This is a genomic window from Spiroplasma endosymbiont of Colias croceus, assembly GCF_964020095.1.
Classification (GTDB): Bacteria; Bacillota_I; Bacilli_A; order Mycoplasmatales; family VBWQ01; genus Spiroplasma_E.
In genome coordinates, this window is sequence record NZ_OZ026536.1 from 680,413 (window position 1) to 698,184 (window position 17,772).

The 17,772-nt window shown below is 22.3% G+C and carries 15 protein-coding genes; 4 read left to right on the forward strand and 11 right to left on the reverse strand.

Annotation, left to right across the window (positions count from 1 at the left end):
• Window positions 1-39: 39 nt before the first annotated feature.
• The 3 genes from AACL24_RS04325 to alaS all read right to left on the reverse strand — a co-directional run bounded on the left by AACL24_RS04325 (window position 40) and on the right by alaS (window position 5,246).
• Window positions 40-369: a hypothetical protein gene (locus AACL24_RS04325; RefSeq protein WP_339048925.1), complete on the reverse strand. Its 330-nt coding sequence runs from the start codon at window positions 367-369 to the stop codon at window positions 40-42.
• Between the two features lie 377 nt (window positions 370-746).
• The gene (locus AACL24_RS04330) at window positions 747-2,111 is read right to left on the reverse strand and encodes a DUF3626 domain-containing protein (protein WP_339048927.1); all 1,365 of its coding nucleotides are present in this window, start codon (window positions 2,109-2,111) and stop codon (window positions 747-749) included.
• Window positions 2,112-2,522: 411 nt separating this feature from the next.
• Window positions 2,523-5,246, reverse strand: coding sequence for an alanine--tRNA ligase (alaS, locus tag AACL24_RS04335; protein ID WP_339048929.1), 2,724 nt, complete (start codon window positions 5,244-5,246; stop codon window positions 2,523-2,525).
• A gap of 769 nt (window positions 5,247-6,015) precedes the next feature.
• Here alaS and AACL24_RS04340 point away from each other — a divergent pair.
• Window positions 6,016-6,201, forward strand: a complete 186-nt coding sequence (locus AACL24_RS04340) for a hypothetical protein (protein ID WP_339048931.1) — start codon at window positions 6,016-6,018, stop codon at window positions 6,199-6,201.
• 152 nt (window positions 6,202-6,353) lie between these two features.
• Here AACL24_RS04340 and AACL24_RS04345 read toward each other — a convergent pair.
• From AACL24_RS04345 to AACL24_RS04365, 5 genes are all read right to left on the reverse strand, one after another.
• A protein-coding gene (locus tag AACL24_RS04345; RefSeq protein WP_339048622.1) for an IS5 family transposase occupies window positions 6,354-7,183 on the reverse strand; the annotation gives its coding sequence in 2 pieces (ribosomal slippage) (window positions 6,354-6,787 and window positions 6,787-7,183; 831 coding nt in all).
• A 507-nt stretch (window positions 7,184-7,690) separates the two neighbouring features.
• Window positions 7,691-8,548 (reverse strand): hypothetical protein, encoded by an 858-nt coding sequence (locus tag AACL24_RS04350; RefSeq protein ID WP_339048933.1) that lies wholly within the window; start codon window positions 8,546-8,548, stop codon window positions 7,691-7,693.
• Window positions 8,549-8,649: 101 nt separating this feature from the next.
• Window positions 8,650-8,844 carry a hypothetical protein gene (locus tag AACL24_RS04355; protein ID WP_339048935.1) on the reverse strand — a complete coding sequence of 65 codons (195 nt, stop codon included), beginning with the start codon at window positions 8,842-8,844 and terminating at the stop codon, window positions 8,650-8,652.
• Between the two features lie 49 nt (window positions 8,845-8,893).
• Window positions 8,894-9,181: a hypothetical protein gene (locus AACL24_RS04360; RefSeq protein WP_339048937.1), complete on the reverse strand. Its 288-nt coding sequence runs from the start codon at window positions 9,179-9,181 to the stop codon at window positions 8,894-8,896.
• A 424-nt stretch (window positions 9,182-9,605) separates the two neighbouring features.
• Window positions 9,606-10,454, reverse strand: a complete 849-nt coding sequence (locus AACL24_RS04365) for a rolling circle replication-associated protein (protein ID WP_339048939.1) — start codon at window positions 10,452-10,454, stop codon at window positions 9,606-9,608.
• A 365-nt stretch (window positions 10,455-10,819) separates the two neighbouring features.
• Here AACL24_RS04365 and AACL24_RS04370 point away from each other — a divergent pair, with 365 nt between their 5' ends.
• Window positions 10,820-11,299: a hypothetical protein gene (locus AACL24_RS04370; RefSeq protein WP_339048941.1), complete on the forward strand. Its 480-nt coding sequence runs from the start codon at window positions 10,820-10,822 to the stop codon at window positions 11,297-11,299.
• 1 nt (window position 11,300) lies between these two features.
• Here the strand turns inward: AACL24_RS04370 and AACL24_RS04375 are convergent, their stop codons facing one another.
• Both AACL24_RS04375 and leuS read right to left on the reverse strand, forming a co-directional pair.
• Window positions 11,301-12,014, reverse strand: coding sequence for a sugar phosphate nucleotidyltransferase (locus tag AACL24_RS04375; protein WP_339048943.1), 714 nt, complete (start codon window positions 12,012-12,014; stop codon window positions 11,301-11,303).
• Window positions 12,015-12,024: 10 nt separating this feature from the next.
• Complete coding sequence (gene leuS / locus AACL24_RS04380; protein ID WP_339048945.1) at window positions 12,025-14,463, reverse strand: leucine--tRNA ligase; 2,439 nt, start codon at window positions 14,461-14,463, stop codon at window positions 12,025-12,027.
• 83 nt (window positions 14,464-14,546) lie between these two features.
• Here leuS and AACL24_RS04385 point away from each other — a divergent pair, with 83 nt between their 5' ends.
• Together AACL24_RS04385 and AACL24_RS04390 are read left to right on the forward strand one after the other, a co-directional pair.
• Window positions 14,547-15,068 (forward strand): transposase family protein, encoded by a 522-nt coding sequence (locus AACL24_RS04385; RefSeq protein ID WP_339048947.1) that lies wholly within the window; start codon window positions 14,547-14,549, stop codon window positions 15,066-15,068.
• 338 nt (window positions 15,069-15,406) lie between these two features.
• Window positions 15,407-15,991: a hypothetical protein gene (locus tag AACL24_RS04390; protein ID WP_339048949.1), complete on the forward strand. Its 585-nt coding sequence runs from the start codon at window positions 15,407-15,409 to the stop codon at window positions 15,989-15,991.
• A 332-nt stretch (window positions 15,992-16,323) separates the two neighbouring features.
• Here the strand turns inward: AACL24_RS04390 and AACL24_RS04395 are convergent, their stop codons facing one another.
• The gene (locus AACL24_RS04395; RefSeq protein WP_339048951.1) at window positions 16,324-17,301 is read right to left on the reverse strand and encodes a hypothetical protein; all 978 of its coding nucleotides are present in this window, start codon (window positions 17,299-17,301) and stop codon (window positions 16,324-16,326) included.
• Window positions 17,302-17,772 lie beyond the last annotated feature (471 nt).

Sequence of the window (17,772 nt, forward strand, 5' to 3'; positions counted from 1 at the left end):
GTAAAACAAAGATACACAGATTACATAAAAGCCTCCATTCTAATATCTGATAATGTATACTACACCAGGTTCAAATCTCGTACGATATTTTCAACGTTCATTAATATCCAATCTTTTTTGTGTTATTCCACCATAACGACTATTAGTATCATCTATTCACTCTTCTTCATCGCTTGTTGAAAATTGATCTTGACTTTCTGTTCTTGTGTAATTAATATTGGCTTTATTTATAACTTCTAAATTTTCTTGATGATATCCATTAACATGTTCTTGACTTGTTGAAGGTTGATCTTGATTTTTGATTGCATTGTAATTATTGTTATTTTTATTTAATAAAGGTGTTTGTTCTGAATTCTTTTTTGTTTTCATTTTTCCCCCTTTTAATTATAAAAGTCCTGCTTTACTTTTAATAAGTAAAATAGGACTACTTAAACATACATTTCAATTGAATGACATTCTCTTTTAATACTTATAAATAAAAATTATAATTAATAAACTAGATTGTTACTAAATTATTTTTATTTTTTTACAATAAAAGAGTCTAAATAAAAATTAGAAATTTTAAAAAATTTTAATAGTAACTAATACTAACTATGATATATAATTTTTATGATTTAACTTTACCATATTTAATTAAAAAAAATAGAAAAATAATAATATCAGTATAGTTATTAAAATGGTTCAATATATATTTTATTAAAGAAGATTTTGTTGTGAATTTGAACAACTGTTTAAAAAGGGATTATTTAATTCTTCACCATTTGCTGATTGTTTATCAAATTTTTTTCATCAGTTACTTTTTGATCTTGTAATAATGGCATAGTTTCCGTTGAAATTAATGATGAATGTGGTGTTTCATTATTTTTTATCTCTAACAACAAATTTTTAATTTCAATATTTTTAGCATTTATTATTTCTTTTATTTCTTTATTTTTATTAATACATCCAAAACTAAAAACTTTAATAACAAAATTTAAAATTGGATTTATCTTTTTTTTCTCTAACTTGACAATATCACTTTTTAATTTTGTTATTTTTTCTTGTTTTAATAATAATTTATCTTCTAAATGTCTTTCTTCTTGTTTTATTTTGTATTCTTCTTCAGTTATGAATATAATAAATGAAGTTCCTAAACATGAGTTTATTTCATTTATTTTTTCTAATATTTGTTTTTGTTTATTAGGTGGATGACTATCAAATTCCGCTTTTGATAAGCAAATTTGTTTTATATCACGTGCAAATAAGATTCTAGAATAAACATGAGCCTCTATATAATTTCCTTGACTTTTACCAAAATTACGATGAGGAACAAAATTTTTTCCATTAGCTTTATTAATTAAACTTTCTAAACAATTATATCCAAATAAATCATTTTGACAATATCTTATCAATCTTGGGAAGTGTAAAAAAGTAGATATTTTATCTTTTAATTTCCTACCACTGAACGTAGGTGGTGAATACGTATCATAAGGACTATATGTACAATTATGTTTTACATAATCTTTTAGTATAATAAAAGATTTTCCATACATAGGAGCTCCACCCATAGGATTTTCCAAAAAATCTAATGCTGCATAGCAAGGTCTACTTGTTCACTGAAAATTAGCACTTCTTTTTGTTTGATCGCCAGTAGGGGTTGAAAAACGTCCAAATTTTTCATACTTACTATTATCAAATAATTGATTTAGATAAAATGCAACTTCCTCTATACTTGCTCGACCTACATTATAGTTAGAAATTTCATTTGGTTTTTCCTTATAAGCAAAACAGTTTAAAACCTCTGGTCATTTATTATTAATATCGTATATTTTTGAAAAATCAAAATTAATTGTTAACCTTGATGATTGTAATATTTTAGTAATCTTTTCTAATAAATCTTTTGCATTTTCTTGACTCATCTTGCATTTTTTAGATAATATTTTTAAAGCAGATTCATAATCTTCTTGTTGAGAGGATTTGCATAGTTCATAAATTTGATGTAAAATTTTACTTCTAAACAATTGACCATAAATCTCTTTTTTTAATCTTTCTTCATCTTTTGAATTATTTGATGAAGTTGAAGGCAAACCACCATTAATATGTGATAAATCAGATTGTTTGTTATATGCCATAATATTTATCTCCTCTATACTTAAGATGGACATTTGAAATCTATTTTATTGGTTTAAGCAATATAGTATTTCTAATACACCTATTGTATTTTTTATGTTTTTTATTTATTAAATACAATAAAAACTCATTTATTTTTAAATTAAAATAATGAGTTAAAAAACCAATATTTAGTTTACACTTAGTTATTTTATTAAATTTTAGAAAAAATACAAGTTATTAATTAAAAAAATGTATTTTTTCTAAAATTATTATCACTACTATTTTTCTATATTTCATCAATAAGAAATTATAAAAGATTATGCAATTACTGTAATAATGTTATATATGATTGTAAAACATTATTGATGTTGAACATATATTATTGTATATCATATAATATTTATATAAATTAATACATATAAGCATTAAGTTTAATATATAATTTTATTAATTTCTTTTTCTGTAATAAACTTATCAATCTTCCCTTGCGCTAAGATTGGGCTACCGCCACCCTTACCATTATATGTTTTTAATATTTTTTGTAAAATATTATTACTTTGATACTGTTTATTATTATGGAATTCTTTACTTGAAGCAACTAATACTAAATATTCTTGATTATTATTTTTATTAATAAAAATAATAATAATATTTTGATATTGATTACGATAATGTTCAATTATTTCTCTTAATGTTTTAATATCTAAATTTTCAAAATTTGCAATTAATAGTTTATAATTATTTTCATTTTTTGGAACTAAAGTTAAATATTTTTTCACTATCTTCTGACGATTTAATTCTTCAAAATTAATTTGTCATTTTTTAAATAAACTATGTAATTCTAGTAATAACATTTTTCCTTTTCTTCAATCAGCAGCTACCACTTTTAAATTATTAATAGCATCATATATTTTTTCAATTTCTTCTTGCATACGGTTATCTTTATTTTTTTGATATTGAATAAATAAACTATTGCTTTGTTCTTTAATCATCATTATTTGTTGTGTTAAGTATTCATTAATAGTTTTTAATGATGTTAAAGCATGAATTCGATAAGAACCAGATCCTTTTGATTCAACATTAGTTATTAATAACTGTTCTACTTCTTGTGAATTATAACAATGAGTACCCCCACAAAGTTCAATTGAAAAATCACCAAACTTAATTACTCGAACTTTTTCTTCATATTTTTCACCAAAAAAAGCTAAAGCTCCAATTTTGATTGCTTCTTCATATGTACAATAAATAATTTCACAAGGATATTTACCTTTAATTCATTTACTTACTTGTTGTTCTATACTTATAATTTGTTCTAAAGTTAACATTTCATAATGACTAAAATCTAATCGTAAATATTGATAATTATTAAAACTTCCAGATTGCATAACATGTAAACCTAATAATTTTCTTAAAGCAGCATGTAATAAATGAGTTCCTGAATGATTTTTTCTTGTATAAAAACGATGTGAACTATTAATTTGTGCTTCAACAATTTCTGTTTGTGTTAATTCACCTTTTACTTCCACTTGATGAATATGCTGTTTTTGTGGTCCTTGTTGTACATCAATAACAGAGGCCGTTCCATTTTCTCCTTTGATAATACCATCATCAGATGCTTGCCCCCCCTTTTCTGCATAAAAAGGTGTTTCATTTAAAATTAAATAACCTTTTTCATTTTTTAAAAATTTTACCTCATGCTCTGATTTAAACATAAAAACAATATTTGTATTTATTTGTTCTTTATCATAACCAACAAAGGTTGAAGGAACTTTTAAATTAGTTAGTAATGAAGATTGAATTGTTAATGCTTGATGATTAATTCTTACTTTTCTTGTATTATCTTTACTGTTATCCAATAACTTTTGAAAACCTTTTAAATCAACAGTCGCATTTTCTTCATTTGCAATCTCTAATGTTAATTCAATAGGATAACCATAGGTATCAAATAATTTAAAAGCCGCAGTTGCATCTACTTTTTTATTATCTTTAATAACTTGTAATAATAATTGTTTTCCTGTTATCAATGTTGTTCAAAATTTTAATTCTTCGCTTTTAATAATATTAGTTACTAAATCGACTTTTTTATGTAATTCTTGATAATGTTGACCCATAACTTTGATAATAATTGAAACTAACTTAAACAAAAATGGTTCATTAATATTAAGTTTTTGTCCATATACAACAGCTCTTCTAATCAATCTTCGTAATACATAACCACGATCTTTATTACTAGGAAAAACACCATTACTAATTGCAAAAACTAAGCAACGAATATGATCAGCAATAATTTTAAATGCAGTATTAATAGTTTTTTGCTTAATCTCTTGTGTAAAATAATTATTAATATCATAACGAAAATTTGTCAATTTTTCACATTCATGAATAATATTTTGAAATAAATCAGTATCAAAGTTAGTTGGCACATCTTGTAAAATTGCTACTAGTCTTTCTAATCCTGCACCAGTATCAATATTTTTTCTTGGTAAATCAGTATAATTATTTTTGCCATCATTATTAAATTGTGAAAAAACAATATTTCAAATTTCAATATAACGATCATTTTCAATATCATCTTTTAATAATTTAATACCAATATTTTTAGGATCATATTTAATACCACGATCATAATAAATTTCAGTATTAGGACCACAAGGACCTTGACCCATATCTCAAAAGTTAGTAGATCTTGTACCTTTAATAATACGTTCTTTTGGTAATTTAATAATATTTAATCATAAATTATATGTTTCTTCATCTTCATTAAAAACTGTTACATATAATAAATTAGCATCTAAATTTAATCACTTTTTACTAGTTAAAAATTCTCATCCTCAAACAATAGCTTCTTTTTTAAAATAATCACCAATTGAAAAATTACCTAACATTTCAAAAAAAGTTTGATGTCTTGCTGTAATACCAATATTTTCAATATCATTAGTTCTAATTGCTTTTTGTGAATTTGCTAATCTTTTAGCAATTGGGGTTTGTCGTCCATCAAAATATGGTTTTAATGTAGCAACTCCAGAATTAATCCACAATAGTGAAGGATCATCATTTGGAACAAGTGATGCACTTTCTAAAATGTGATGATCATAACTTTTAAAAAAATTTAATCAAGTTGTTCTAACTTTATCTGTTGTTCATTTTATTGACATAATAATTTCTCCTCAAAATAATAAAAATTCCTATGAAAATAGGAACGTTTTTTAACGCGGTACCATCCTAATTCACTTACAAAGTAAATGCACTTAATTAATGATTAAAATTGTTAAATTAGGAGCTTCTAATTAATAATGGTTAAGTGCTTACACTATTCACTCTCGCTGAAAACTAATTATTATTAATTATACTTATCTAATTTAGATTAATATAAATATTAATTTCAATTTTAATATTAACCATAAATATTAGTTATTACAAGCAAAAAGATAAAATTATGAAATATTTTTATAAATTAAAAAGAAAAAAATATTAATTATTAACTTTATAGAATAAAAATTACAAGAAAGATTTTTTCTATTTAATCAAAAATATAATTTAACTGGTATTTTTTTTATTGTATATTCATTTTTTCAGATATAAACTTTAGTTAAGATTTGCTTAGAGTAATTTTTAAAAAATAAAATTTATTATTAAATTATATAAAATTAATTCATTTAATTCAATATTATTTACTATTTAATATAGTAACTAATTTAATATATTAATGCATTTTTTATATTTTTAAATCTATAATTTTGAACAAAAAAATATTTTAAGTAAATCTTGAATATAAAAAATAAAAATGATAATTAATTGAAATTTTACAATTAAATCTAGCATTAAAAATTTTATTAATTTATTAAAATTAATCATTTTACTGATATATTTTGACAAAATAATAATTTAATTATTGGTGGAGATGGTGCATTATGAATTAGAGCAATGGCTAAATGATTTGGCGGAAAATATGTATTAGATTGTTTTCATGGTATTAGTTATTTATGAAAAGCATTTATTAATGTAAAAGGTAAGAAAAAAGCAGATACAAATTGACCTAATTATTTTGATACATCATTTAATTTTAAAAATGGTAATTATAATAGACTTCTTGCAAAACTATGATATTAATCACATTTTTTAAGTTTAAAAATTTATTTTAATAACACTTTTAATATTTTTTAAAAATTATTGTTCAAAATATGTTTTATTTTTTGTCATTAAAATACAACAAAAATTATTATTTCAAATAAAAAAATAAAATATTAAATTATCAAATATATTTAAATTAATAATTGTAAATTATAAATTGAAGCTATTAAATTAAATCTTAATGCAAATTTTTTTCTTCTATTTCGATATTTTTCACTAATAATTTTAAATTTTTTAAGAATCGCAAAAACATGTTCAATAACAACTCTCATTTTTGAAATAGCCTTATTATTTTTCTTTTCTTCTTTAGTTAAAGGGTTTTTCTTTGATTTTCGTTTAGGTAATAAGACATTTTTATGTATGTTTTGTATACCTTGATATCCTAAATCTACTAAAATAGTTGTTTCTGATAAAAATTTCGTTTTTGAATTTTTTAAAATTTTAAAATCATGATTTTTACCATAAGAAAAATAAGAACTTATAATTTTTTTACTATCTTTTTCAATTATGACTTGAGTTTTTATTGTATGTTTTTTCTTTTTTCCTGAATAATATTGTTTTTGACTTTTTTTGGGCGTTGAATAGTACTTTCAGTCACATCAATGATAACTGTTTTATCTTTAAAATTATTATTTAACAGTGATTTTTGCCCATCAAGTTGTTGAAAATCAGGATGTTTTATTAAAGTATTTTCTATTCAATTGATATTCCTATAGCAACTACTTTCACTAATTCCATAACTTTTAGCAATATGAAAATAAGTTCGATACTCTCTTCAATATTCTAAAGTCATTAATAAACGATTTTCTAATGATAATTTATTAGGTGTACCACCATTTTTAAACTTTTTTACTTCTTCTGTCTTTAAAATTTCTAGAATTTTATTAAAAATAATATCATTTATACCAGTTAATCTTAATAATTCTGGATTGTTAATAGTTTTTAATTTATCAAACATCATAGATTACCTATCTTTTTTATTTTTAATTTTATTTTAAAAATTAAATTTTTAATAGATAGGTTTTGCAAGAAGTCTAATGAATTAATTAATATTTTAAAACCTAATGTTAATGAAAAAACTTATAATTATTTTAAAAATAATGAACAAGGAATTATTAATCAAGGTAAAGATTGAAATATTGGTGTTTCTGCTGAAAGTACTGTTTCACATTTAGTTAAATCTTTAAAAGGTTATGGTGCAAAATCATATAATTATAAAACATTTGTAAATATGTTAAATACAAGAGTTGCTTATATGAATAATCAAAATATTATTATTTGTTAATGTTATAAAATTAAATAAATCTAAACCTAAATAGTTAGGAATTTTTATTTTGTAATAGTAAAATAAAACACTAAAATACTTTATTTATTAATAATTATATGATATAATTATATCAAGAATTAAAGATATTTTTCTCTCAAAAAAATATACTTTATACGCATTTTTTATTCGGCCATTCTCATTTTAAACACCACCTAATGTATAAGCATAAGAATAATCCCAATTTAAACTTGCTCTATCTAAATTAATCTCAGACATACTATCATCATTTAAATCAACATCAACCGTACTGTCATTTGTACTTTGATAATCACTAACACTAGCATTAATTAATCTTGCTCTTTCATCAGTAAATACTTCTTGTAACTCTGTATTATTATGTGTATTTCCAAATGGTAACAATAAAGTATTTATAATCTCACTTGCACCAGCAATTATTGTTGGAATTGCATAAGCATTATTAAAATCATTATTTATATCCATAGCAACACCAGTTGAAATTAAACATCCACCAGTACCCATATTTGCTATCTTTCTTATATTTTGAAATTTATTAGGTATTAACTCAGTTAAGCCACTAATAACATTCGCTATACCAAAACTATTTAAAGATATATAAGTATCTCAATCTACAAAATGCTTATTAATTACTGGGTTAGGAGTTGGTATTGGTGTAGGAATTGGTGGTTCAGTAGGACATGGTGGTCAAAAACAAGGTTCATCTCTTAATAAAGAAACTGACTTATCTACATACTGAACAAACTTAGCATAATTAACTAAACCAATTGTTCCTAATCCTAATAATATTTTTTTATAACTATTAATCACTTTATTTTTAGTAGTTGGTCTTTGATTAATATTCCATATATCAATTCCTAACTCTTTACTAAATAACAAAGAATTAATAGAACATAATACTGGGTCTTTTAAATATTGACCATAATAAGCACTAACTCCTACCATAGCACTTAAAGGACTTAATCCAGTTCTTAATATTTTAGTTAAAGTATAATTACTAGTTTGTTCTAACTCATTAGGCATAAATAAAACTCCTTGCTTTATTAATAAGGAGCATATTTATACTAATTAGAGTAAGGGGCAAAAATACACTAAAAAGTATATATATGCCCCTTATTTAATTTTTAATTTTCTTTTTGTTGTAATTGTTCTTTTTGTTTAACCAAAGCAATATTTAATATACAATTTGGACAGTAATATTTCCCAGTATATAAATTTTGTAAAACTCTTTTAGGACAAATAACTTGGTCACAAAGTTTACATACATACATTGCTAAATGAAAATGTTGTTCACAAGCACAATTATTAATTTTTGACATAACTTAAATCCTTTAAATAATTATTTAACAATTACCCTATAATAAATAACTATTTAGTTTTTAAATTATGTATGTCAATAATTTTTGCTTCTCATGTTATTTCAACATCATAATAAGAACCAAGACTTAAATTCATTTTAGAAAGTTTAGTAAATAATTCACTATCATGTAAAACTCATTTATCTTTAGACTTTTCACCAGTTGATATTTTAATACCTTTATCAGTAACATAAAACGGCGAAAAAGTAAGTACATCATAATTTTTGGACTTACCACTTTTCTCATCTTTAATTACTTCATTACTTCTAATTTTTGTCAATTGACAAAGAAAATACATTTTATTAACCTCCTAGGAATTAGGTTATATTAATAACCAGATTAATAATGTGGGTAATTAACATTATTAATTATAATATAACATAAAAATTAAAATTTACAACAAAAAAACGCAAAAACATAAAGTTAAATTCCTAGGTAAAACCTTACATTTTTGCTATTAACCATTATATATATATATATATATATATACAAGTATTTTCTTTAAAAATCATATTAAGATTTAACAGTTTGAACTTTTTTTTCACGTTTATCACCGTAAATTAAAGTTTTAAGCATAAAATGAAATGGAATTCAAATAATAGTCAAACATAAAAATATTGAAATACACATAATAACTCTTTTTAAAATATTCATTTAAGTTCAACTCCTTTCTTAAATAAATATACCAAAAATAAAGTTTTAAAAAACAATTAAAATATAATTTAATGTAAAATTCTAGGTACACGCTTAATTGCATTCCTAAACCTAATACTATGAATTGAAATAAATTCATCATAATCTTTAAAATTATCACCAAAAACAGTAGTATCAAAACTACCATCAAAAAGTATAGTACGACCCAAATTATCAATTTTCTTTTTAAAAAATTGTGTATGTAAAGCATTAACAGAAGCGTCAATTAAACGTTGATATAACATTATCTTTTGACCTTTAACTACTTTTGGATTAGAACAATTACGAGAAAAAGCATAAGCACGAATTCCTAAATCATACTGATTTTGTGATTTAATATCATTTTGTACTTTTACAACATATTTACTTAAATACTTAACTATATTTTCATTAGTACCTTTTTGAACAACTCTTACATCATTAAAACCAAATGGTCATCATTGTGGCAACATACTTTTATGTATTTTTCTATTAAATAATATATGAAAATGAATAGCACCACGCTTTTGATATTCATAAACATACATATATTTTAACTCACCTAAATATTTAACACGTTTAGGGTCATTTCATCAACGCTTTAAACGTTTAAAGAATATAGCAATATCATGTTTTGCTTTATTAATATCTTGCATATTTTCAGCATAAGTTAAAGTAACAAAACTTAAAACTTTTGAATTATAAAAATTATGATACGCTTTATGTATTAATTTTGTTTTAGTACGAATACTACTATTACGCAACTTTTTATCATTAATACCTAAATTTTTAATACCGACTTCATTACGCTTATTATTTAATATAGCACTCATAGGTAAAATTATATTTTTAACATAAGCACCATAATAAACTTTTTTAATATAAAAATTTTCTTGCATATATAAAAATCCTAGGAATTAATTATAATTTTATATATTTTAATAACAAAATAATCATAACACAAAAAACAAAATAATTAATAAATTATCTTGCGGTGAATTGTGTTACTTAATAAATATCCAAAATACAGTATAAAATTTTTCATAAAAATTAAAAGATAAAATAAATATTTTTAAATAAAATTATGATTTATTAACTCAAAAGTAAGGATGTTATTTTTTTAATTATTGTGCTTAAAAATTGAAAATATGTTATACTAACATCATAATAAACTAAATTATTAAAGACCATTAGGTTCGACTTATTCTTTTTTATTAGATAAGTGAAACCTAATTATTTTTAAATAAAAAAGGATGTGAAAATTATGTCAGCGCAACAACAGCAACAACCAAGTAAAGAAATTTTTGATAAATTACAAGGTGAAAAAAATAAAAAAGAAAAAGCAACTTCTTCTGGTGGTGGTAGTAGAAATTGAATTGTAAAATTTGCAAAAGATGTCGCTTATATTTCTTTTTTTCCATACATATGATTAAAAAAACTTTTAGTTTCACTATTTAATAATCGAACTAAAAAGCCTAAACTAAATCAATCAGTTAATATTATTAAAAATAAAGATAATGTTAATCAAAAAAATAATGTTTCTACAAATAGTAATGGACAAGTTAGTTTTAAAGAAGTAGATGCACTAGATCCAGAAAATGAATCAGTAGCAGAAACAACAGCAGAAGCACTAAAATTAAATGGTAATACTACTAATCCATTCCAAAATGTTGCACATAGTTGTAATCGTGAAGAAATTCCAGTAGTTTCAACAACAACTTCTGGAAAAAAATTAACTACTTAAATTATTTAAAATATTTATTAGTTCGTTCTAAATCAATAATATTATCAACATCCCAATGACAATCAAATGATAAAACATAAGGTTTTAATTCAAAATTATGTTTAATACTATTACTAATTAAATATTTACCAACCATTGTTGTTTGCAATACAAGTTCTTGTTGTTGATTTATTAAATCTTCACCAAGAACTTTTGCTCATTTTTTAGTAATATAACTTCATTCTCCCGCCAAGAAACTATCCTTTTTTTTACTTTTAATAATATCAATAATATTACCATTCTTGTTTAATTTATAACTTCAATCTTCTTTGATATTATCATGATCACGCTTAATAGCGGCCATCATATTAGTTGAAAAATTATTTAAAAAAATATTTTTTGTACTAATCATATCACCAGAAATAATAAAAATATCATCTTGACCATTAAAATATGATGATACTAATGTCAAAGCATAACCACTATTATAATCAAGGAAATGTTGATTATTTATTAAGATTAATTTTGAATATTTATGAGTAAGAAAATTAAATTCATCTTTTAAATGACCAGTAATGACAATAATTTTTTTTAAATCATGTATTTCAATTAAATGATTAATTATATTTTCAATTAAAGTTAAACCTTTAAATTTAATTAACGATTTATGAACATTATTTGAGATAGGTTGTAATCTACTGCCAATTCCTGCTGCAAAAATAATAGCAACTTTCATTATTCTTCCTTTACTTAACAACAAAATTAACAATCTTATTTGGTATACAAATTGTCTTAATAATTGTTTTATCTTGCAATCAATGTTTTACTTTTTCTTCATTATTAACTACTTTTAAAAGTTCTTGATTATTTAAATTTTCTTTTACTACTAAAGTTATTTTCGTTTTACCATTAATCTGGATAGCAATAGTAACTTCACTAGTAATCAAAAATTTTTCATCATAACTTGGAAACTGACTTTTATTAATACTTTCTTTATTACCAAATTGAAATCATAATTCTTCAGCAATATGTGGAGCAAATGGATTTAATAATTTTAAAAAATTAACTAAATATTGTTGATAAATAGTTGGTGCTTTATAACAAGCATTGATAAAAATCATAAGTTGTGCAATAGCAGTATTAAAATTTAAATCATTAATATCATTAGTTACTTTTTTTACAGTTTGATGATAAATTGTATCTAATGATTTATCATTCTTAGTAGTAATTTTTATTTTATACTCATCTTTATTAACAAGACGATAAATACGCATTAAAAACTTATAACAACCAACCAAACCACTATTTAATCACGGTAAAGATGCTGTTAATGGCCCCATAAACATTTCATATATTCGCAAAGTATCAGCACCATATTCATTAATAATATAATCTGGATTAACAACATTACCGCGTGATTTAGACATTTTTTCATTATTTTCACCAAGAATCATACCCTGATTTACCAATTTTAAAAATGGCTCTTTAACATTAACTAACTTTAAATCATATAGCACTAAATGTCAGAAACGAGCATACAATAAATGTAAAACAGCATGTTCTTGACCACCAATATATAAATCAACCGGTAATCAATAGTTAAAACGTTTTTGCGCAATAGCACTATTAAAATCACAATAAGTACCATCATCATTTTTTAAAATATATGCTAAATAATATCAACAACTACCTGCTCATTGTGGCATTGTATTAATTTCTCTTTTTCCTTTTACACCATCTTTTCTAGTTACATGTAATCAGGAATTTGGTGCATTAGTTAAAGGTGCATTCCCCGAATTAGATGGCTTAATATTAGTCATTTTTGGTAATAATACTGGTAATTGTTGTTCATCTACTGTTGATATTGTACCATCTTCTCAATAAATTATCGGAAAAGGTTCACCTCAATAACGTTGACGAGAAAAAAGTCAATCTCGTAACTTATATGCAGTATGTACTTTTCCTTGTTTTAAAGTTAGTAATTTTTTAACAATTAAATTAGTAGCTGTTTCTAAATCCTTACCATTAATAAAATCAGAGTTAATATATTCACTAGTACCCAAAAATGGTTCATTTTTATTATTAGTTTTCATAATAAAATTGATTGGTAACTTTTTATTTTTAGCAAAAATAAAATCACGACTATCATGTGCAGGAACACCCATAATTGCTCCTGTCCCATAATAATTTAAAACATAATCACCAACTCAAATTGGTAATTTACTTTTATTAAAAGGATGAATAGCATAACTTCCAGTAAAAACACCAGATTTTAAAGTATCATCTTCTTGACGCATTAAATCTGTTTTAGTTTTAGCAGCTAAACAGTATTGAGTAACTGCTTGCGAATATTCACTAGTTGTTAAATCATGAATTAATGGATTTTCAGGGGCAAGTACTAAAAATGAAACACCAAAAATAGTATCAACCCTTGAAGTAAAAATAGAAACCTTACATTTATTATTTTCAACTATAAAATCAACTAGTGTTCCAAGACTTTTACCAATTCAATTACGTTGTAATTCCTTAACACTATTTGGTCAGTCTAAATCATCTAATCCTTTTAATAATTTTTCAGCATACTTAGTAATTTTTAAAACCCACTGACGCATTGGTTTTTTAATAACTGGGAAATTACTACGTTCAGAAACCATATGACCATTAATGTTAATTATTTCTTCATTAGCTAAAACAGTTCCTAACTGTTCACAAAAATTAACTTCAACATCTTTAATTTCAGCTAACCCTTGTTCATAAAGTTTAATGAAAATTCATTGTGTTCACTTATAATATTGAGGATCTGTAGTATTAACTTCTTTATTATAATCAAAACTTAGACCAATACTTTGTAATTGTTTACGAAAATTATTAATGTTTTGTTTAGTAAATGTCTCTGGATTATTACCTGTATTTAAGGCATATTGTTCAGCTGGTAAACCAAAAGCATCTCAACCAATTGGATGCAAAACATTAAAACCATTCATTATTTTAACTCGTGAAATAACATCAGTAGCACAATAACCTTTAGGATGGCCAACATGTAAACCTGATCCTGAAGGATAAGGGAACATATCAAGAATATATGATTTTGGTTTTTTATTATCATCAATATTTGTTTTAAAAGTTTCATTTTTTAATCAATACTGCTGTCATTTTTTTTCTATTTGTTGGTGATTATAACTCATGTTTTTCTCCTTTAATATGTTCAGGTAAAGTAATCATAAAACCATAATATCATAATCATTTAACAAGTTGCAATGTTTACTTATTGATTAAATTATATTTTAAATATTTTGTTAATTATCAATCAATTATCATTGATGTGACTGAAAGTACTATTCAACGCCCAAAAAAAGTCAAAAACAATATTATTCAGGAAAAAAGAAAAAAACATACAATAAAAACTCAAGTCATAATTGAAAAAGATAGTAAAAAAATTATAAGTTCTTATTTTTCTTATGGTAAAAATCATGATTTTAAAATTTTAAAAAATTCAAAAACGAAATTTTTATCAGAAACAACTATTTTAGTAGATTTAGGATATCAAGGTATACAAAACATACATAAAAATGTCTTATTACCTAAACGAAAATCAAAGAAAAACCCTTTAACTAAAGAAGAAAAGAAAAATAATAAGGCTATTTCAAAAATGAGAGTTGTTATTGAACATGTTTTTGCGATTCTTAAAAAATTTAAAATTATTAGTGAAAAATATCGAAATAGAAGAAAAAAATTTGCATTAAGATTTAATTTAATAGCTTCAATTTATAATTTACAATTATTAATTTAAATATATTTGATAATTTAATATTTTATTTTTTTATTTGAAATAATAATTTTTGTTGTATTTTAATGACAAAAAATAAAACATATTTTGAACAATAATTTTTAAAAAATATTAAAAGTGTTATTAAAATAAATTTTTAAACTTAAAAAATGTGATTAATATCATAGTTTTGCAAGAAGTCTAATGAAAAATTAAATATATGTGCAGATGATGCTTATATAACTTGTTGAGATGAAAATGGTTTAAAACAACAATATTGTTGTAGACTTTTAACTTATAATTTAGGAAGAAAAGAAATTTATTCATATAGAAATCAATTACAAAAGAAAATAACTTCATTTATGTTATTTAAAACTAATAATGCTCCAAAACAAGAAGAATTACATAATTTTACAATGCAAACTATTAATACTCATTATGATATTAAATTAAATATATTTGCTATTAATTGAGAATATAATAATCATAATTTAGTAGTTGCTGGTGATGGTGCATTATGAATTAGAGCAATGGCTAGTTGATTGGGTTGTTATTATATTTTAGATAAATATCATGCTTATAGTTATTTATGAAAATCTTTTGTTAATGTTCGTGGTAAACATCAAAAGAAAGCACTTGATTGAACAAAATATTTAGATGTAACAACTACTTTTTCAAATGGTAGTTATAATCAATTAATTACTATTTTAGAAAATAATCATAATAAAGTTACTAAAAAAACTTATAATTATTTTAAAAATAATGAACAAGGAATTATTAATCAAAATTCTGATTGAAATATTGGTTGTAGTGCAGAAAGTGATGTATATCATTTTTTAAAATCTTTAACTAATGGAGCAAAAATATATAATTATCAAACATTAAATAATATGTTAATAGCAAAAGCCAATTATTTAAATAGTAGAAGTTATCTTAATAGTACTTAATAAGTTAAAACTTAATATTTTTTATTTCTAATTTTAAGATTAGAATTTTTGTGTTATTTAAATGTAATTTTGAAATTATATATTTTAATATTTTTAAAATATATGTTATAATTAAATTAAAAAATCATAGAATTTGCAGTTATATTGTTAATGTTACTCATAATTCTAAGGGTTAATCTCATACGTCCTTTGACAACCGTCCAAAAACCAATAGTAGTGACAAGTTAATTTTATAATGATATTTAAAAATATTTATATATGATCTATAAATAAAAAAAGTGTAAAAAAATTACTTTAATTTTCTAAGTAAAAAATTAAAGTAATCATTATTTTTAAATAACCTTATTAATTTGATTTTTTGTTTTATATTCAATAAATATTTTTTGAAAAAGAGGATCTGTTAAAACATTATTTAATACTAGTTGTTCATATGTTTCATAGTTGTGATTTCTTTGCACATAATATGTTTCATAAGCAAATAAGTGCATAATCATATTACCAATGGTAGGATTACTTTCTTTATTATTTTTTCAAAGTATTTCTTGTAGTTTAATACCGTGTTTTTTAAATAACATATTCATTGAATGTTTTATTTTATGTGGTCTAGTTAATATTAATTTTTCAATAGCACTACTAATATTAAGACCATTAGCAAATATATCATCTAAACTATGAATAAAATTTCTCAATTGAATTAATTCGAGATCTTCAAATAATTGTTCATTATCTTGCAAAATTTTTTTCATTAATAACATTTTAACATGACTATCATTTTGTTCAATATAAATAGGAATTTTAATCATATTAGTGAAACTTCTAATGATTGGAATTAATTCTTGTTTAAATTGATAGCCTAAATGGTAGTGAATTATAAAAAATAATAATAAAAGATTTTCATATATTTTATTTAAATTCAAAAAGGTAAGTGATTTTTTATGTTCATCTATTGTTTTAATAAATGACTGATGGAATTGAGTGATAATATTAATAATATCTTGTGAAGTATTTTCCAAACATATGTTTTTAAAATTGGTAAGTATAGTTTTTTTATATATAAGATTTGCATTATTAAATTCTTTTAAAGCATTTTTATAATAATCTGTTGTGAATGTTTCTGAAAGTTCTTTTTGTAAACTATTAATTTTTTCTTCATCACAAAGAATAACTGCATCTTGATAGTTTAAAAATAAAACAATTCAATTTATACACATTTTTTTTTGATCAACAGTTAAATTTGTATCAACGAAACATTGGAATAAAGCACCACCAGTTTCAATTATACACTCATCAGCTGTTTTGTTAATTAACATTATTTGGCACCTAACTTTCTTTTTTGTAGTTTTAATAATTTAATTAAAAAGTGTTTTAAGGTCAACTATCTTCTTTAATATTCTATCATTATAAATGACTTTTTTAAATTTTAGTAAAAATTACCAATTTTAATAATTTTTTTTAAACAAGTTAAAAAATGACTATTAACTTTAGATTTTTAAATCACTTGAAAAAATATTTAAAAATTTTTTAAATCATTAGATAATCAGATGTATTTTTTTGTTCAATAGTTAAGTTTGCATCAATGAAACATTGAAATAAAAAACCTCTATTTTAATGATGCAATTATTAGTTGTTATATTAATTAACATTATTTGGCACCTAACTTTCTTTTATAATTTGATAACTTTTAATTAAAATATATTTTAAAAGTCAGTGATCTCTTTTAATCTCCTATCATTATAAATGACTTTTTTAAATTTTAGTAAAAATTACCAATTTTAATAATT